We start from the raw sequence: 17,593 nt of genomic DNA on the forward strand, positions 1-17,593 counted from the left end.
GCATGATGCGTATGCGCAATTCTGCGTTCCGGCTTGGCGTCAGCCGTCCACGCGCGGCGGATCAGGCGTTGGTGCTGAGGCCGAGCCGGTCATAGATGCGCCGGGCGTAGGCGCCGAATTCGTCCGTGGTCTTGATCGGAAGCGCGCGGGGGAGGGGCAATTCGATCGGGAAATATTCCGCCATCCGAGCGGGCCCGGCGGTGAGCACGGCGCAATGGGAGCCCAGGAACACGGCCTCCTGGATGCTGTGGGTGACGAAGATGATGGTCTTGCCGCTCTCGCGCCAGATCCGCAGCATTTCGAGATTCATCTGCTCGCGCGTCAGCGCATCCAGCGCGCCGAACGGCTCGTCCATCAGGATCAGTTTCGGGTCATGGATGAACGCGCGAGCGATTGCGGTGCGCTGCTGCATGCCGCCTGAGAGCTGCTGCGGATATTTGTCCTCATAGCCGGCGAGGCCGACCATCTTGAGCAGGTCGCGGGCGCGCTCCCGCGCCGCCTTGATCGGCAGGCCGACGATCTCGGCCGGCAGCAGCACATTGTCCAGTATGGTGCGCCATTTGAGCAGCAGCGCCTGCTGGAATACCATGCCGATATCTCGCGCGGGATCGAACGGCGTCTTCGCGTTGCCGATCTTGATCGTACCGCCATCGGCGCTGTGCAGGCCGGCAAGGATCTTCAGCACGGTGGTCTTGCCGCAACCGGATGGCCCGACCAGCGCCACAAGCTCGCCCTCGGCGATGTCCATTGTGACGTCGGAGACGGCAAGGAACTCGGCTCCCTTGGACCGATAGACCTTGCGGACGTTGCGCAGGCTGATGAAAGGCTCGGCCGTCATGTCAACCATTTCTGCAGGTTCGCGGCGACGAAGCCGTCGTCCGAGAGATCGGCATGCTCGCGGCAGACGCGGTCGATCTCCTGCATCTGGCCCGGGCTGAGACCTTCGTTTGGATCGAGGCACCAGATGCCTTCCAGCAAGCCCTGGCGGCGGAGGATCTCGTGACAGCCTGCGATGCAGCCGTGGAAATTGTTGGCAACGTCGAAGAATGCGCTGTTGCAATCGGTGACGCGGGCATCGAGCGCCAGCAGATCGGCAGGCACCGTATCCTTGTGGCGCGCCGCCTTGCACATCTCGAATTGCCTGATTGCCGTCTGCGTCCACACCGACCAGTGACCGAGCAGGCCGCCTTTGAAGTAGGTGCGGGTCGTAACTCCATTCTCGCGCAGGTCGAACGGCAAGGTGAGGTCGAGCAGGATATGGTCGTCATTGCCGGTATAGAGCGCGACGCGGTCGAGGGCACCAGCCGCGGCGACGCCGCGCAACACGTCCAGGGTGCGATAGCGGTTGAACGGCGCGATCTTGATCGCGATCACATTGTCGATCGCCGCAAAGCGCCGCCAGAAGTCCGCGCTCAGGATGACGCCGCCGACCGCGGGTTGCAGGTAGAAGCCGACCAGCGGGATCTCGCGCGCGACCGCCTGGCAATGCGCGATGATGTCGTCTTCCGACGCGGTCTTCATTGCGGCGAGGCTGAGCAGGCCAGCGTGATAGCCGATATCGCGCGCGGTCCGCGCTTCGGAGATCGCCTGCTGCGTCGGGCCGGCGAGACCTGCGACCATCGCCAGTGGCCGCTTGGTCCAGTTCGCTGCCGTCTCGGCGGCGAGCTCGAGCACGGGCCGATAAAGCCCGACCTCGCGGATCGCGAATTGCGTGGTGTGGACGCCGACCGCAAGGCCGCCGGCGCCCGCGTCGATATAATAGCGCGTTAGCGCGCGCTGATGCCTCTTGTCGAGCGCGCGATTGGCGTCGAGCGCGAGCGGGTGTGCGGGCAGCACGGTGCCGTCGGCGATCAGCTTGCGTATCTCGGATTTGATCTCGCTGTGGTGCATGGCCAATCCTATCCAAATTCCGGGCCGGCGACGGCGAAGGGAAGCTCTTCGCTTTGCGTGGTGGCGCGGCCGAACCGCATGCGCTGGAACGGCCGTTCGATGTTCCAGCCCGCGGCTGTCAATCCGGCGATGAATGATTCCTGCGACGCAATCGCGTCGATCAGGAGCGGACTGGTTTCGTTTCGGCTGATCGCATCGACCAGCGCCAGCGCGTCCGCCGCGCTATCCGCGAACAGTGGTCCGATCTGGCGCGCGGTGCGGCCGTCGCGCACCAGCGCCATCGCGTTGCCGTGGGACACAATACGCGAGCCGGTGCGGGCGCCGAATTCCGCGAGCAGGCCGTTGCGCTCAAATCCCAGGGCGCGCCGGTCGCGTGCGGTGAACGTGTCGATATCGGAGGCCGCGAGCGTCACGGGCGCCTCTTGCGCCGGATGTTCGAGCCGCAAGCGCCGAAGCTGCAATGTCGGCGTGAAGCCGAGTGGACCGTACACCGTGGCGCCCGCCGGCGTCGCATCGAGCCAGGTGGTGAGGCCGCGCTGTCTTGCCGCGTCGAGACAGGCATCGACCAGCCGGGTCGCGATGCCGCGGCGGCGCCAGCGTTCGGTCACCAGCACCATGCTGATCCAGGCATTACCGGCGGAATACGGCAGCAGCGCCGCAGTTGCGACCAGATGCGTTCCGTCGCGGACGCCGGACACGATGCCATTGCCGAGGAAGAAGCGCCAGTCGGCCTCGTTCTGGTTCCAGTGCGCTTCGGTCGACAGCGCGAGCCCGGCCGCAGCGTCGTCGACCCCGAGTTGGACAATGGCGACAGGCTCAGTATCGACCATCGCGCACCTCATATTTGGTGGGCTTGCCGAGGCTCGGCATCGCGCGTTCCACCCAGTCCGCGGTCCAGGCGATCAACTGCTCGGTGTCGACGACCGGCAGGCCGAACAGCTTGACCGCTAGCGAGGTGTCGGTCAGCCACGCCGTCGGCTCTTCCTTGCCGACGATCACGGGCTGACGGCCGAAGCGCGCGCCGAACCTGGCGGCGAGATCGCGCACCGCGAGGATCTCGTGGCCGCTGACATTGATGGGCGAAGTCGGCGTCGTGCAATGCGCCAGGCACCGCAGCGCCTGCGAGGCGGCATCGCCCTGCCAGATGAAATTGACATGGCCGAGGCTGACATCGATCGGTGTGCCCGAAAGCACCTTAGTCGCGATGTCGTGCAGCACGCCGTAGCGCATGTCGATCGCATAGTTCAGGCGGAACAGGCGGCCGGGTGTTGCGAATTTCCTGGAGAAGTATTCGAACATGCGCTCGCGCCCGACGCAGGATTGCGCGTATTCTCCCGGCGGGTTCGGCGCCATGTCCTCATCGGAGCCTTTGCCGTCAACCGGCACGAATGGATAGACGCAGCCGGTCGAGAACGCCACGATCCGCGACGCAGGGAAAGCCTGTGCGACCAGCGCTGGGACATGCGCATTCATCGCCCAGGTCAGCGACAGGTCGCCCTCGGCGCCGAATTTGCGGCCAGCCATGAAGATGATGTTCGGCGCCTTCGGCAGCGCCCTGATCGCGGCCTCATCCAACAGGTCGCAATTGATTGTCTCGATGCCGCGCTCCTCCAGCCAGTCCTTCACCGCGGGATCGCTGAAGCGGGCGACGCCGATGACGCGGCGGTCCGGTGCGGCGGCCTTGGCAAGGCCGGCCAGCGTCGGTCCCATCTTGCCGGCGACGCCGAGGATCATGATGTCGCCGTCGACCTTGCTGATATCGTCGATCAAGGCCTGGCTCGGCCGGCACAGCAGGTCGTCGAGCGCTGCAATATCCGGGATCGTCTTCGGCAAAGTGTCGCGCGTGAGCAGCATGGTTCTTCCCCTGGTTTCTTATTGCAGCCGGATGTCGGAGACCACGAACAGCCGTTCAAGGCCGAGCACCAGGCCGTAAAGCGCAACGCCGAGCAGAGTCAGCAGAACGACTGCCATTACCATGGCCGGGGTGTCGAGCGAGGACTGCACCTGGATCATGAGATAGCCGAGCCCGCGCTCGGAGGCGATGAACTCGCCGACGATCGCGCCGGCAACCGCCAGGATAGCGCCGACTTTCATGCCGGAAAACACGTAAGGCAGCGATCCCGGCAATTGGATCTTGCGGAACAGCGTCCAGCGCGAGCCGCGCAGCGATTTGACGAGGTCGAGCAGGTCGGGCTCGACCTCGCGCAGGCCGCGTGCGGTCGTCAGCAGGATCGGAAAGAAGCAGATGCTGAAGGCGATCAGGATGTTCGGAATGATGCCGTAGGAAAACCACACGATGATCAGCGGGCCCAACGCCACTTTCGGGATCATGTTCAGGGTCACGAACAATGGTAGCAATACGAGGCTCACCAGCGGCGACCAACTGAAGATGACGGCAAGCGCGACGCCCACCAGCGCGCCAAGGCAGAAGCCGCCGAGGATTTCAGCGGCGGTGACGAGCAGGTTCGACAGCCAGGCATATTTGGCGGAGCTGAGCGTCGCGACGGTCGCGAGCGGCGAGGGCAGGATGAACTTCGGCACCTGGAACGCGTCGACCAGGACCTGCCAGAGCACGATCACGGCAAGATGCACGATCAGGATGATCGCGATGGACCGCGTGGACCGCCCGCCGTCACTGAACACCGATTGCTCCCTCGAAAATGCCGGCCGCTCCCGGCCCCCGCTCTCAGCCTAGCCCGGTCGTATCCATCTTTCAACCATCTGGTTGATTATATCGCCCCGTCATTGCGAGCGCAGCGAAGCAATCCATGGCGCCGTCCGCGGAGACGTGGATTGCTTCGCTGCGCTCGCAATGACGGCGGTGCCAGGGTCTACGGCCGGAGCGACTGCAGCACCAGGTCGGTTACGTGCCGCCGCCGGGCCCGGCGCGCGGCCGTGCTCGACAGGTCCTTGCCGAAGATCGCCGACAGCGTCGGCGTATTGGAGAAGAAAAAGTAGCTGAGTGCCGCGATCGAGATATAGAGGTGCACCGGATCGACGCCGCGTCGGAACACGCCGGCGCGCACGCCTTCATTGAGGATCTTCGAGACCATGCTGACGAGCGGCGAGTGCATGGCCTCCAGCCGGCGGGAGCCGCGGACGTGCCGGGCGCCGCCGCGGTTCTCGTCGTTCAGGAGCACGATGAAGTCGGGATGGGCGGCGAGGTGATCGAACGAGGCTTCGATCAGCTTCTTGATCGCCTGTTCGGGCGGCAGTCCCTCCAGGTTGAGCTCGCGCTCCTGCTCGCGGATCTCCTCATAGACCCATTCGAGCACGGCGAGGTAGAGCGCGTCCTTGTCGCCGAAATAATGGTAGACGAGCTGCTTGTTGACGCCGGCTCTGGCCGCGATCTCGTCGACCCTGGCGCCGGCAAGCCCGTTTTGCGCGAATTCGCGCCGCGCCGCGGTCAGGAGCTTCCGTTGCGTGGCGACGGGATCGCGTCGCTGCGGCTTTGTGTCGTCGGATCGTCTCTTCAGCATTTTCAACCAAACAGTTGACAATTACGCCTGTCCCTTGTTGCATTGGTAACGTCACAAGCAAGGTGCGACAAGGCCGGGTTGCGCACGGGGAGAGTTGCGATGAAGGGTTTGAGGCTTGCAGCCTTGACGCTGGGGTTTGCGGCGGCCTTGGCGTTTGCGCTGGCGGCGTGGGTTGCGCCGGCGCGCGCCGCCGAATCCGTCAATCTGATCCTGAACTGGACGCCGACGGCGGATCATTCGCCGTTCTATTACGCCAAGGCGCAGGGCTGGTACGAGAAGGCCGGCATCGATCTCACGATCGAGACCGGCAAGGGCTCCGGCGTCTCATCGCTGAAGGTCGGCTCCGGCGGCTCGCCGTTCGGCATCGCCGATCTCGCGACCATGCTGGTGGCCAAGAGCAAGGGCGCCGACGTGGTGGCGCTGATGAGCATCTACGCCAATACCGGGCAGACCTTCTATTGGCTGAAGAGCTACGGCGTGAACGGGGTGAAGGATTTTCCCGGCCACAAGATCGGCAACCCGCCGGGCGATGCCTCGCGCGTGATGTGGCCGGCCTTCGCCAAGGCGGCCGGGATCGCGCCTGACTCCGTCACTTTCGTCAATGTCGGCCCGACCGCGAAGATCGCGGCGCTGAAGAGCCACACGGTCGACATCATCAGCGATTTCTACAACGAGCACGATCTGAAGGCGATCGAGTTCGGTGCCGATCTCGGCTACGTCAACTGGAAGGACATCGGGCTCAATCCTTACGGCAATTCGCTGATCGTCAACGGCGCATTCCTGCAGAAGAATCCGAAACTGGTCGAGGAATTCGTGCGGGTCACGCAGAAGGCCTATGCCGCCTGCGTCGCCGACGTCGCGCCCTGCCTGAAGGCGCTGCTCGACCAGGTCTCCGGCCTCGACCGGGAGAACCAGGAACGGCAATGGGAGCGCATCAAGATCCTGATGACGGACGAGTTCACCACGACCAAGGCGCTCGGCTGGATCGACGCCGAGCGGATGAAGAAGGACTACGAGTTGGTGCACAGCTATCTCGGGATGGAAAAGCCGTTCGACGTGAACACGGCGTTTTCGACCAAGATGCTGGACACGAGCATCAAGATGGACGCGAGCAAGGTGAAGAAGTAGCGCGGCCGTTATACCACTTGCTTCCGTCATGCCCGGGCTTGTCCCGGGCATCCACGCACTTGGGCACCCGAAGGAGAGCGTGGATGGCCGGGACAAGCCCGGCCATGACGAGCATTTGACGCCATCGGTCACACGCTCATAATCCTCCTGCGTAAGCCGTGGTCGCTTTGGCTCGCGGCGGGGAGGAACAGACATGACCAACACAATCGCCAGCGAAGCTCCTAAGGACGCCTCGCCTTCCGTGGTCGCGCAGCACGCGGCGATGCTGGATGCATTGCCGTTCTCCGATACGGGTGATTTCGACGATGCCGCGCGCGGCTTCCTCGGCACCATCGAAAACGCGCATATCGCCAACGCCCAAGGCAGAGTGGTCTGGAGTCTTGCGCCTTACGGCTTCCTCTCATCGGAGGAGGCTCCGCCCACCGTCAATCCCAGCCTGTGGCGGCAATCGCGATTGAACATGCATCACGGCCTGTTCGAGGTGGTGCCCGGGGTCTACCAGGTGCGGGGGCTCGATATCGCCAACATGACGCTGATCGAGGGCGACAGCGGCGTGATCGTGGTTGATACCCTCACCTCGATCGAGGGCGCCCGCGCCGCCATCGAGCTCTATTTCAGGCACCGCGGCAGGCGTCCGGTTGTGGCAATGCTCTTCACCCATACCCACACCGATCATTGGGGCGGCGCCCGCGGGGTGCTCGATGACGAGACATTGTCGAGCGGGCAGGTGCCGATCATCGCCCCTGACATGTTCATGGAGCATGCGGTCTCCGAGAACATCATCGCAGGCCCCGCGATGTTGCGGCGTGCGCAATATCAATTCGGGCCGTTCCTGGCGAAGGGGGCGCGGGGGCAGGTCGATTGCGGGCTCGGCAAGTCGATGGCGGCCGGATCGGTGGCACTGTTGCGGCCGACCGATCTGATCCTCGCCACCGGCGACAGGCGCGTGATTAACGGCGTCGAATTCGAGTTCCAGATGGCGCCGAACAGCGAGGCACCGGCGGAGATGCATTTCTACCTGCCGCGCTACAAGCTGCTGAACCTCGCGGAAAACTGCACCCACAATTTCCACAATCTGCTGCCGTTTCGCGGCGCCGATGTGCGCGATGCCTTGGCGTGGTCGAAATATCTCGGCGAGGCGCTCAAGCTGTGGGGCGGCAAAGCGGAGGCGATGTGCGGCCAGCATCATTGGCCGGTGTGGGGTCGAGAGCGGATCGACACCATGATCCGCCAGCAGCGCGATCTCTACAAGTTCGCGCATGACCAGACCATTCGCCTGATGAACCATGGGCTGACCGCGAGCGAAATCGCGGAGACCATTCGGCTGCCGAAAAGCCTGGAGGGCGCCTGGCACGGCCGCGGCTATTACGGCCACATCCGGCACAATGCGAAGGCGATCTATCAGAAATATCTCGGCTGGTATGACGCCAACCCCGTCAATCTCGATCCGCTGCCGCCGGTCGAGTCGGGCAAAAAATACGTTGAGTATATGGGCGGCGCGGATGCGATCCTGGAACGGGCGCGGAAGGATTTCGCCAACGGCGAATTCCGCTTCGTCGCGCAGGCGGTGAGCCATCTGGTGTTCGCCGAGCCGGGCAATGCCGCGGCCCGCGCGCTGCTCGCCGACACGTTCGAGCAGCTCGGCTATGCCGCGGAAAGCGCGACCTGGCGCAACAGCTATCTGTTCGGCGCGCAGGAGTTACGGCAGGGCATGCCGAAGGCGCCGGCGCGGCCGGCGATGCCACGCGAAACGCTCGCCGCGCTCCGCACCGGACAGCTCTGGGACGTGCTCGGCATTCGCCTCAACGGCCCCAAGGCCGATGGCAAGCGCATCGTCCTGAACTGGAAGTTCACCGACACCAATGAGACCTTCATCCTCAATTTGGAGAATTGCGCGCTGACCTATGTCGCCGACACGCAAACTGGGGACGCCGATGCAAGCTTCACGCTGGCGCGCAGCACGCTGGATGAAGTCATTGCCAAGTTGACGACGTTTCCGGAGGCGGTCGCCAGCGGCAGGATCAGCGTCAGCGGCGATGCAACGCGGCTGACTGAGCTGATGACGCTGATGGATGAGTTTCCGCGAATGTTCGAGATCGTCGAGCCGAAGCGAACGACGGTGAGTTGACTGGCGCGTAGCGCGTAGGGTGGGCAAAGGCGCGTTAGCGCCGTGCCCACCACCAAGTGTTCGCTCGTAACGGTGGGCACGCTACGCTTTGCCAACCCTACGGCATCTCCGCTCTTCCCTCACTCCGCGCTTGCGACCAGCTTGATGCGCGGCTCGGCCGCTTCCATCAGGTCGCGATAACAGTTGAGGTAGTCGAGCGCCATGCGGCGCGCGGTGAAGCGGGTCTCGAACCGCTTGCGGATCGTCTGCCGGCTCAGCGCCGGAAGCCGGCCGACCGCGCCGACGGCGCTGGTCTCATCCTCGACGATGAAGCCGGTCAGGCCATCCTCGATGATCTCCGGCACCGAGCCGCGGTTGAAGGCGATGACCGGCGTGCCGCAGGCCATGGCCTCGATCATCACCAGGCCGAACGGCTCCGGCCAGTCGATCGGCAGCAACAGGGCGATGGCGCCGCTCAGGAACTCCGGCTTCTCGCGGTCGCTGATTTCGCCGATGAAATCTACCAGGGGGTTGTCCACGATCAGCGGACGGATGACCGCCTCGTAATATTCCTGGTCGGCGCGGTCGACCTTTGCCGCCATTTTCAAGGGGATGCCGCAGCGCATCGCGATCTTGATGGCGCGGTCGACCCCCTTTTCCGGCGCGATGCGGCCGAGCACCGCCAGATAGGACGGGTTGACCGCCTGCGGGGTCAGCAGGTTCTCCGGCAGGCCGTGATGGATCGTCTTCACCCAATTCGCCTGCGGCACCGGACGGCGCTGGGCGTTGGAGATCGAGATCACCGGCACCTCCGGGAACGTATCGAACACCGGTTGGTGCTCGGGAAGGTCCAGCCGGCCGTGCAGGGTGGTCACGAACGGCGTCGGCTGCCGCTGGAACAGCGACCACGGATAATAATCCAGATGGAAGTGGAGGAAGTCGAACTCCTCCTGATCGCATTTCTGTCGGACGCGCTCGAGCAGCACCATGTGCAGCGCGTTGGGATCGCGGACCGATCCATCCAGCCGCAATGCTTTCGGCCAGGTCGCCTCCAGCTTGCCCGAGGTCTGCGAGTCCCCACTGGCAAACAGGGTAACGTCGTGGCCTAGCGTGACCAGTTCTTCAGTCAACCAGTGCACGACCCGTTCCGTCCCGCCATAGAGCTTCGGGGGAACAGCCTCCGTCAGTGGCGCAACCTGCGCGATGCGCATGCTTTCGTCTCCTCTGTGTGATGTGGGATAATCAAGCCCAACCCCATTTGTCCGGCACCGGCATGCCGTAACGGGAACGTTCCCGCACGTGCGAAGTTCCTTTGCTGTGTGGGTCGTTCTTTCTTCCTTCACAGTGTGGTCTTGCTGATGCCATTTGCCGCGAACAAATTTTCGCAACTATCGGTGCTGCAGAATTGTTGCGCAGTAATGGCTTCGCGGTACGAAACATCGATCACTGTCCCTCACGGAATCGTGTGCGGGGCGGTTCACTAAGAAATTCACCTTGCTGCTCAACAGGTTTGCAGGCGCACATGGACAATCTTTCAGGATACGCGCACCGCCCCTTTCCTTTTGTGCTGCGCTATCTGCGGCGGCGGCCAGCATCACACGCCGTAATATTGGGGTGCGTTCTCGGCGCGGTTGCCTGCTCCGTAGGCACGCAGTACGGGGTGAAGAACCTCGTCGACAGCCTATCGGGCGGTCCCGCTCAGGCCGGCGGCGTATGGCTGGCATTCGTTCTGCTCATGTCACTGATCGCGGCAGATAATTTTCTATGGCGGATCGCAAGCTGGATCGCGAGCTACGCTTTCGTCGGCGTCACCGGCGATCTTAGGCGCGACCTGTTCCGCCACCTCACCGGTCATGCGCCGAGCTACTTTACCGATCGCCTGCCAGGCATGTTGACCAGCCGGATCACCGCGACCTCGAACGCGGTCTATACGGTCGAGAACATGTTTGTCTGGAACGTGCTGCCGCCATGTGTTGCGACCTTCGCCGCGATCGCGCTGATCGGGACTGTAAGCCTGACCATGTCGGCGGTGCTGATCGTCATTGCGGGAACCATGGTGTTCGCGATGTTCCGCATGGCAGCCGCCGGCCGGCCGCTGCACGATGATTATGCCGACAAGGCGGCCGCCGTGGATGGCGAGATGGTCGACGTCATCAACAACATGCCGCTGGTGCGGGCGTTCTGCGGATTGAGCTTCGAGCACGCCCGGTTCGACGCGACCGTGAACCGGGAACTGACCGCCCGGGGCCGCAGCCTGCGCTACCTCGAAAAGCTGCGGCTCACTCATGCGGCGGTGACGGTGGTCCTCACCATCTGCATGCTAGCGTGGGCGGTCAACCTTTGGCAGCAGGGCGCCGCCACCACCGGTGACGTGGTGCTGGTCTGCACGCTCGGGATCTGCATCCTGAGCGCGACGCGCGATCTGGCGGTGGCGCTGGTCGATGCCACCCAGCATGTCGCCCGCCTGATGGAGGCGCTCGCGACGCTGCTGACCCCGCATGAACTGAAGGATCACCCGGAGGCCGAAGCGTTGATCAAGAGCGGGGCTGCGATCGCCTTCAACAACATCTCGTTCCAGTACCCCGGCGGCATGCAGGTGTTCGACAAGTTCAACCTGCGTATCCAGCCCGGTCAACGGGTCGGGCTGGTCGGGCAATCCGGCGGCGGCAAATCGACGCTGTTCACGCTGCTGCAGCGCTTCTACGACGTGGAGCGCGGCAGCATCACCATCGACGGCCAGGATATTGCGCGGGTCACGCAGCAGAGCCTGCGCGAGGCGATCTCGGTGGTGCCGCAGGACATCTCCCTGTTCCACCGCTCGATCATGGAAAACATCCGCTACGGACGGCCGAACGCGACCGACGACGAGGTGCTCCGCGCGGCGATCGCAGCGCGCTGCGACTTCATCGAGAATTTACCGGAGGGTATGGATACCATCGTCGGCGACCGCGGCATCAAGGTGTCGGGCGGGCAGCGCCAGCGCATCGCAATCGCCCGTGCGTTCCTGAAAGACGCGCCGATCCTTCTGCTCGATGAAGCGACCGCGGCGCTTGACAGCGAGTCCGAGGAGGCCATACGTGAAGCGCTGTCGCGCCTGATGCGCGGGCGCACCGTGGTCGCGATTGCCCATCGCCTGGCCACGTTGCGCAGCTTCGATCGTGTGGTCGTGCTGCAGGGCGGCCGCATCGTCGAGGACGGGCCGCCCGATATCCTTGTGCAGGGCAGGGGGCCATACCGCGAACTGGTGGTGCGCGAAATGGGCCGCCTCGCCACCCAGGCTGCCTGATCCATAATAGTTGCGTATAGTCAGCGTCCATCGCAAACCCGAGAGAGAGGCGCTCGAGGTCTAAATGGCAGCGGAGATCGTTACGCAGATTTCGACCGTGCGTGTCGTCGAGCAAATCGCGGAATCGCCCTTCTACATTCCGATGACCGGTCCCGCCGCGAGGCCGCGGCGGTCGCTTAAGCATGACGACACGTTCATCGTGCTCGACAGCCATGGCGACATCGGCGCTTCCGCCGGCGGACCCGACGGCCTGTTCAACGCCGATACGCGCTATCTCGCGCGGCTGGAGATGGTGCTCGACGACGTGCAGCCGCTGTTGCTCGGCTCGAATCTGCGCGACGACAACTCGGCGCTGACTGTCGATCTCACCAACTCCGACGTCTATCGGGGCGGCCGGCTGATGCTGCAGAAGGACACGCTGCACATCGTGCGCTCGATCTTCCTCTGGCGCGGCACCGCCTATCAGCGCATCGGTCTGCAAAATCACGGCGATCGGCTGGCGAGCTTCGATCTCACCTTGCTGTTCGACAATGATTTTGCTGATCTGTTCGAAGTGCGCGGCGAGCGCCGGCCCCGGCGTGGCGTAGGCTCGAGCAGGTTGCTCGGCCCGACCGACGTCGTGCTCGAATATGTCGGACTGGACGAACAGTCACGGATCACGGCGCTGCATTTCGATCCCAAGCCGACGCGGCTCGCGGTCAATGCCGCGACCTATCATTTCGAACTGGAGCCCAAGGCGGTCACCTCGCTGTTCATCGCGGTGTCCTGCAACAAGCCGGTCATGCACAAGCCGGTGCCGTTCTTTCGCGGGCTGCTCGCGCATCGCCGTGAGATGCGGCGCTCGACGGCTGGTGCAGCCAGCATCGAGACCTCGAACAACATCTTCAACGAGGTGCTGTGCCAGGCAATGGCCGACCTCAACATGCTGATGACGGAGACGCCGCAGGGCCGCTATCCCTATGCCGGCATCCCCTGGTACTCCACGACTTTCGGCCGCGATGGATTGATCACCGCGTTGCAGATGCTGTGGATCGATCCGCGCATCGCCAAAGGCGTCTTGAAGCGGCTTGCGTTCTTCCAGGCCAAGAGCGTCGATCCGCTTTCCGATGCGGAGCCCGGAAAGATCCTGCATGAGATGCGCGGCGGCGAGATGGCGGCGCTGCGCGAGGTGCCGTTCGCGCAATATTACGGCAGCGTCGATTCGACGCCGCTGTTCGTGCTGCTGGCCGGCCATTATTTCGAGCGCACCGGAGACGAAGCGACGCTTGCGGAACTCTGGCCCTCGATCGAGGCGGCGCTGCAATGGATCGACGGCCCCGGCGATCCCGATGGCGATGGTTTCATCGAATATCAGCGCGCGACCGAGCAGGGCCTCGCCAACCAGGGCTGGAAGGATTCCTTTGATGCCATCTTCCATGCCGACGGCAGGCTGGCGGAGGGCTACATCGCGCTCTGTGAAGTGCAGGGCTATGTGTTCGCGGCCAAGCGGCTGCTGGCCAGGGTGGCGCGCCGGCTCGGCTATGCCGACAGGGCAGAGAAGCTCGACAAAGAGGCCGAGACGCTGCGCCAGCGCTTCGAGGACGCCTTCTGGTGCGAGGAACTCGGAACCTATGCGCTGGCGCTCGATGGCAAGAAGGAACCCTGCCGGGTGCGGACCTCGAATGCCGGCCAGCTCCTGTTCACCGGCATCGTGCGCGAAGACCGCGCGCGGCTGGTCGCAGCCGACCTGATGAGCCAGAGCTTCTTCTCGGGCTGGGGCATCCGCACGGTCGGCAGGAATGAGGTCCGTTACAACCCGATGTCGTATCACGATGGCTCGATCTGGCCGCACGACAATGCGCTGATCGCGCTCGGCTTCGCGCGCTACGGGCTGAAACACTCAGTGGCGCACCTGTTCAAGGGGCTGTTCGACGCCGCCAGCTACATGGATCTCCGGCGTTTGCCCGAACTGTTCTGTGGGTTCCAGCGCGAAAGGCGGCGCGGACCGGTGCTCTATCCGGTAGCCTGTGCGCCGCAGGCTTGGGCGAGTGCGACCCCCTTCACGCTGATGGAGGCGGCGCTGGGGCTCGAATTCGACGCCGCGCGCGGCGAGATCAGGCTGCGCGATCCGCGCTTGCCGGAATTCCTAAATGAGGCGATCCTGCGCGACCTGCAGCTCGGCGCCTCCAGCGTCGATCTGCGAGTCCGCCGCCATGATGGCGAAGTATCGCTGGAAGTGCTGCGTACACGCGGTCAAATCCAGGTGTCGATCGTGCTGACGCATTGAATGTCGGCCAGAATGTCTAGCTTTATTCCTGGATTGGAGGCCCCCGATGTGGGCGAACATGGTGATGACAATTATTGCCGCGGTCTTTGCCGCAATTGCGGCCGCCCAAGCGGCCGATGATCCGGCGGCACCGGCGCCGGCCAAACCCCCGGCTGCGCAAAAGGAACCGGCGCCTCCACCCTCGGTGACGGTGATCGGCGCCAGGGATGCGCATGGCATTCTCGGACGCGACGTGCGCAGCGCCGCCAATGAGGACATGGGACGAATTGTCGACGTGATCGTCGATCGCGAAGGCACCGTGCGCGCCGCTGTGATCGACTTCGGCGGCTTCCTCGGTGTCGGCAGCCGCAAGATCGTCGTTGACTGGAATGCACTGCATTTCGGCCAGGTCGCCAACAAGAGCGACAGTATCACGCTCGAACTGAACAAGGAGCAGGTGAGCGCGGCGCCGGAATACAAGGAGGATACGCCTCTCATCGTGCTCGGCGCTGCCGGCAGTTTGCGTCCATGGCAATATGACCATTAAAGTCGGAGATACATTGATCGCTCGTCCCTCCTCTTTAACGGACAGGATTGGCGGCGATCGCAGGCGGTCGACGGCGGACGATCACGGTGCGCCACTGGTTCCGGAGTTGCCGGCACCCGAGCCGTCGCGCAAGCCTTCATCCCAGAGCCAGCGCGGTTTAGACTGGTTCATCTTTTTCCTCGCCGATGTGCAGACCGGGTTCGGCCCGTTCGTGGCGGTCTATCTGACCACGCAGAAATGGACCCAGGTCGAGATCGGCTTCGTGCTCTCGATCGGCGGCATCATTGCGTTGCTGGGGCAGATGCCGGGCGGCGCAATCGTCGATGCGGCGCGCTCCGAAAAAATGGTCGCCGGGCTCGCGGTCGCGACCATCGGCTGCGCCGCGCTGGCCTATGCGGTGTGGCCGATCTTCCCGATCGTGGTGGCGGCAGCGACCCTGCACGCGCTCGCAAGCTGCGTGCTCGGGCCGGCGATCGCGGCGATCAGCCTCGGCTTGGTGGGGCCATATGCGATCAGCGAGCGGCTCGGGCGCAATGCCCGCTTCGCCTCGCTCGGCAACGGTTCGGCGGCAGCGCTGATGGGCGCCGCCGGGTATCTGATCTCGAGCCGTTCCGTGTTCCTGGTCACCTTCATCCTCGCGATACCGACCTTGATCGCGCTGTCGCGGATTCGCGAGAAGGAGATCGATATCGCGCAAGCCCATGGCGCCGTTGTCCGCGAGGTGCCCGACAAGAAAGCGACCAGCGTGTTCGCGCTGTGCAGCAAGCGGGCATTGCTGATCTTCGCCGTCAGCATGCTGCTGTTCCAACTCGCGAACGCGGCGATGCTGCCGCTGATGGCGGGCGTGGTGACGATGCGATCCAGTCAGTGGGCGCCGGTGCTGATCGCGGCCTGCATCATCGTGCCGCAGGCGATCGTGGCGCTCGCCTCGCCTTCGGTCGGACGCAAGGCGCAGGCCTGGGGCCGGCGGCCGCTGCTCCTGCTCGCCTTCGGCGCGCTCGTGATCCGCGGCGTGCTGTTTGCGACTGTGCACGATCCCTATCTGCTGGTGGCCGTGCAGATCTTCGACGGCATTACCGCGGCGGTATTCAGCGTCATGGTGCCCTTGATCGTGGCGGACGTCGCCTTCGGCAGCGGGCATTTCAACCTGGCGCAGGGCATCATCGGCACCGCGGTCGGAATCGGCGCATCGCTGAGCACAGTGCTCGCCGGCTATGTCAGCGACAAGTTCGGCAGCAACATCGCTTTCCTGGGCCTCGCGGGCATCGCCTCGCTCGGCCTCCTGATGATCCTCTTGATCATGCCCGAGACGCGACGAACGGCGCCGGCGTGAGTCCCCGTAGCCCGGGTTGCGCTGCGCTCCACCCGGGCTACGGCTCTACGAGATGGCCTGCGGCAGCGCCAGCTTGCGATAGAGCGCGCCGTACAAGGCGGCCGAGATGCTCCAGCTAAAGCTCCGCGCCATGGCGCTGCGGCGCATGGCGTCGAGCCGGTCCTTGGCGACGAACGCCTCGAACGCGCGGTGCACGCCGCCGAGGAAGGATTCCGCCGATGGCTGCGCGAACAGGAATCCAGTCTCGCCGTCCTGGATGGTCTCGGCCAGCCCGCCGGTCTGGTGGCCGATCGGCAGTGAGCCGAAGCGCTGCGCATACATCTGGCTCAGGCCGCAGGGCTCGAAGCGCGACGGCATCAGCGTGAAATCGCTGCCGGCAAAGATCCTTCGCGCCTGGGCGTCGTTGAAGCCGATCGCGACCCCGATCGCGTCCGGCCGCCGCCGGTGTGCTTCCACCAGGGCCTGCTCGATTCCCGGCTCGCCGGAGCCGGTGACGACGATCTGCCCGCCGGCCGCGACGATCTCATCGGCCGCAGACAGCACGAGATCGACGCCCTTCTGGTGCACCAGGCGGGCGACCAGGCCGAACATCGGGCCGCGGGAGACGGCAAGGCCAAACTGCTTGCGGACGTAATCCGCATTGGCCTGCTTGCCGGCCCAGTCGCCGACACCGAACTGCTGCGCGAGCTTGGCGTCAAAGCGCGGGTCCCAGCTCTCGTCGATGCCGTTGAGGATTCCGGTGAGCTGCGCGGCGTCGGAGCGGATGCGCAGCAGGCCCTCGAGCCCGCAGCCGAGCTCTGGCGTCGTGATCTCCTTGGCATAGGTCGCGCTGACGGTCGTCAGATGCGAAGCGTAGATGATGCCGCCCTTGAGGAAGGACAGCTTGTCGTAGAACTCGAGCCCGTCGATGTGGAAGGAGCTTTCCGGCGCGCCAATCCGCCGCAACGAGTCTTTCGGGAAAAGTCCCTGATACGCGAGATTGTGGATGGTCAGGATCGAGGGGATGCGCGCGCCGCGCCAGGCCAGATAGGCCGGCGCCAGCGCGGCCTGCCAGTCATTGGCGTGGACGAGGTCGGCTGCCCAATTCTTGTCCAGACTGCCTGCGGCGAGTTCTGCCGCGGCCGACGCGAATCGCCCGAAGCGGATGTCGTTGTCCGGCCAGTCGCGTCCACTCTCGTCGCCGTAAGGGTTGCCCGGACGGTCATAGAGCTGTGGGCACAGCACGACGTAGACCGGCATGCCGTCGCGGGTCGAGGCGCGGCCGATCGAGCATGCGGGCATCTCCGCAAGCGGCGCGCATTCGCCAACGATTTCAATATGAGTGAGTTGCTCGACCACGTCCCGATATCCGGGGAGCATGATCCGGACATCGCTCAGGGGACGCAGGGCTCTGGGAAGGGCGGCTGAAACAGCAGCAAGGCCGCCGACGCGGACGAAATCGTCCATTTCAGTGGTGATGAATAAGACCCTCAAAAAAGCGCCTCGCTCCAACCTGTAAACGACTATGCAAAAATGGTTCCAGTTTTCCTTTGACGAAAATCAAAGGGCCCGCCCGGTCCGGTCTGGTTCAGACGCTTC

General features: G+C 64.3%; 14 protein-coding genes. 6 read left to right on the plus strand and 8 right to left on the minus strand.

The window, feature by feature from the left end; genetic code table 11:
* Positions 1-61: 61 nt before the first annotated feature.
* From AC5ZG1_RS11525 to AC5ZG1_RS11550, 6 genes are all read right to left on the minus strand, one after another.
* Positions 62-847, minus strand: coding sequence for an ABC transporter ATP-binding protein (locus AC5ZG1_RS11525; protein WP_130222286.1), 786 nt, complete (start codon positions 845-847; stop codon positions 62-64).
* Positions 835-1,890, minus strand: a complete 1,056-nt coding sequence (locus tag AC5ZG1_RS11530; protein WP_130222288.1) for a dihydrodipicolinate synthase family protein — start codon at positions 1,888-1,890, stop codon at positions 835-837. Before AC5ZG1_RS11530 ends, AC5ZG1_RS11525 begins: the two co-directional genes overlap by 13 nt.
* Before the next feature lie 8 nt (positions 1,891-1,898).
* Positions 1,899-2,720 carry a GNAT family N-acetyltransferase gene (locus AC5ZG1_RS11535; RefSeq protein WP_496132915.1) on the minus strand — a complete coding sequence of 274 codons (822 nt, stop codon included), beginning with the start codon at positions 2,718-2,720 and terminating at the stop codon, positions 1,899-1,901.
* Complete coding sequence (locus tag AC5ZG1_RS11540) at positions 2,707-3,744, minus strand: NAD-dependent epimerase/dehydratase family protein (protein WP_130222292.1); 1,038 nt, start codon at positions 3,742-3,744, stop codon at positions 2,707-2,709. The genes AC5ZG1_RS11535 and AC5ZG1_RS11540 overlap by 14 nt, the downstream gene beginning before the upstream one ends.
* 18 nt (positions 3,745-3,762) lie before the next feature.
* Positions 3,763-4,533 carry an ABC transporter permease gene (locus AC5ZG1_RS11545; RefSeq protein ID WP_464345717.1) on the minus strand — a complete coding sequence of 257 codons (771 nt, stop codon included), beginning with the start codon at positions 4,531-4,533 and terminating at the stop codon, positions 3,763-3,765.
* Positions 4,534-4,721: 188 nt separating this feature from the next.
* Positions 4,722-5,369 (minus strand): TetR/AcrR family transcriptional regulator, encoded by a 648-nt coding sequence (locus tag AC5ZG1_RS11550; RefSeq protein ID WP_208820749.1) that lies wholly within the window; start codon positions 5,367-5,369, stop codon positions 4,722-4,724.
* Positions 5,370-5,468: 99 nt separating this feature from the next.
* Here AC5ZG1_RS11550 and AC5ZG1_RS11555 point away from each other — a divergent pair, with 99 nt between their 5' ends.
* Both AC5ZG1_RS11555 and AC5ZG1_RS11560 read left to right on the plus strand, forming a co-directional pair.
* Positions 5,469-6,497: an ABC transporter substrate-binding protein gene (locus AC5ZG1_RS11555; RefSeq protein WP_456642015.1), complete on the plus strand. Its 1,029-nt coding sequence runs from the start codon at positions 5,469-5,471 to the stop codon at positions 6,495-6,497.
* 193 nt (positions 6,498-6,690) lie between these two features.
* Positions 6,691-8,625, plus strand: a complete 1,935-nt coding sequence (locus AC5ZG1_RS11560) for an alkyl/aryl-sulfatase (RefSeq protein WP_456642016.1) — start codon at positions 6,691-6,693, stop codon at positions 8,623-8,625.
* Positions 8,626-8,744: 119 nt separating this feature from the next.
* Here the strand turns inward: AC5ZG1_RS11560 and AC5ZG1_RS11565 are convergent, their stop codons facing one another.
* Positions 8,745-9,815, minus strand: coding sequence for a glycosyltransferase family 4 protein (locus tag AC5ZG1_RS11565; protein ID WP_028163060.1), 1,071 nt, complete (start codon positions 9,813-9,815; stop codon positions 8,745-8,747).
* A 311-nt stretch (positions 9,816-10,126) separates the two neighbouring features.
* Between AC5ZG1_RS11565 and AC5ZG1_RS11570 the strand changes: the two genes are divergently transcribed.
* The 4 genes from AC5ZG1_RS11570 to AC5ZG1_RS11585 all read left to right on the plus strand — a co-directional run bounded on the left by AC5ZG1_RS11570 (position 10,127) and on the right by AC5ZG1_RS11585 (position 16,015).
* Complete coding sequence (locus tag AC5ZG1_RS11570) at positions 10,127-11,890, plus strand: ABC transporter ATP-binding protein (protein ID WP_456643519.1); 1,764 nt, start codon at positions 10,127-10,129, stop codon at positions 11,888-11,890.
* A gap of 64 nt (positions 11,891-11,954) precedes the next feature.
* Positions 11,955-14,156 carry an amylo-alpha-1,6-glucosidase gene (locus tag AC5ZG1_RS11575; protein ID WP_456643518.1) on the plus strand — a complete coding sequence of 734 codons (2,202 nt, stop codon included), beginning with the start codon at positions 11,955-11,957 and terminating at the stop codon, positions 14,154-14,156.
* A gap of 46 nt (positions 14,157-14,202) precedes the next feature.
* Entirely contained in the window at positions 14,203-14,682 is a 480-nt protein-coding gene (locus AC5ZG1_RS11580; RefSeq protein ID WP_456643517.1) for a PRC-barrel domain-containing protein, read from the plus strand.
* Positions 14,672-16,015, plus strand: a complete 1,344-nt coding sequence (locus AC5ZG1_RS11585) for an MFS transporter (protein ID WP_130222306.1) — start codon at positions 14,672-14,674, stop codon at positions 16,013-16,015. The genes AC5ZG1_RS11580 and AC5ZG1_RS11585 overlap by 11 nt, the downstream gene beginning before the upstream one ends.
* 45 nt (positions 16,016-16,060) lie before the next feature.
* On the opposite strand, the gene glgA is transcribed toward AC5ZG1_RS11585, so the two are convergent.
* Entirely contained in the window at positions 16,061-17,488 is a 1,428-nt protein-coding gene (gene glgA, locus AC5ZG1_RS11590; protein ID WP_496132916.1) for a glycogen synthase GlgA, read from the minus strand.
* Positions 17,489-17,593 lie beyond the last annotated feature (105 nt).

It is taken from the genome of Bradyrhizobium sp. Leo78, assembly GCF_059512425.1.

Excerpts from the sequence above, each read along its gene's own strand:
- AC5ZG1_RS11525 (WP_130222286.1), bottom strand. The coding sequence starts at position 847 with ATGGTTGACATGACGGCCGAGCCTTTCATCAGCCTGCGCAACGTCCGC.
- AC5ZG1_RS11530 (WP_130222288.1), bottom strand. The coding sequence starts at position 1,890 with ATGCACCACAGCGAGATCAAATCCGAGATACGCAAGCTGATCGCCGAC.
- AC5ZG1_RS11535 (WP_496132915.1), bottom strand. The coding sequence starts at position 2,720 with ATGGTCGATACTGAGCCTGTCGCCATTGTCCAACTCGGGGTCGACGAC.
- AC5ZG1_RS11540 (WP_130222292.1), bottom strand. The coding sequence starts at position 3,744 with ATGCTGCTCACGCGCGACACTTTGCCGAAGACGATCCCGGATATTGCA.
- AC5ZG1_RS11550 (WP_208820749.1), bottom strand. The coding sequence starts at position 5,369 with ATGCTGAAGAGACGATCCGACGACACAAAGCCGCAGCGACGCGATCCC.
- AC5ZG1_RS11555 (WP_456642015.1), top strand. The coding sequence starts at position 5,469 with ATGAAGGGTTTGAGGCTTGCAGCCTTGACGCTGGGGTTTGCGGCGGCC.
- AC5ZG1_RS11560 (WP_456642016.1), top strand. The coding sequence starts at position 6,691 with ATGACCAACACAATCGCCAGCGAAGCTCCTAAGGACGCCTCGCCTTCC.
- AC5ZG1_RS11565 (WP_028163060.1), bottom strand. The coding sequence starts at position 9,815 with ATGCGCATCGCGCAGGTTGCGCCACTGACGGAGGCTGTTCCCCCGAAG.
- AC5ZG1_RS11570 (WP_456643519.1), top strand. The coding sequence starts at position 10,127 with ATGGACAATCTTTCAGGATACGCGCACCGCCCCTTTCCTTTTGTGCTG.
- AC5ZG1_RS11575 (WP_456643518.1), top strand. The coding sequence starts at position 11,955 with ATGGCAGCGGAGATCGTTACGCAGATTTCGACCGTGCGTGTCGTCGAG.
- AC5ZG1_RS11580 (WP_456643517.1), top strand. The coding sequence starts at position 14,203 with ATGTGGGCGAACATGGTGATGACAATTATTGCCGCGGTCTTTGCCGCA.
- AC5ZG1_RS11585 (WP_130222306.1), top strand. The coding sequence starts at position 14,672 with ATGACCATTAAAGTCGGAGATACATTGATCGCTCGTCCCTCCTCTTTA.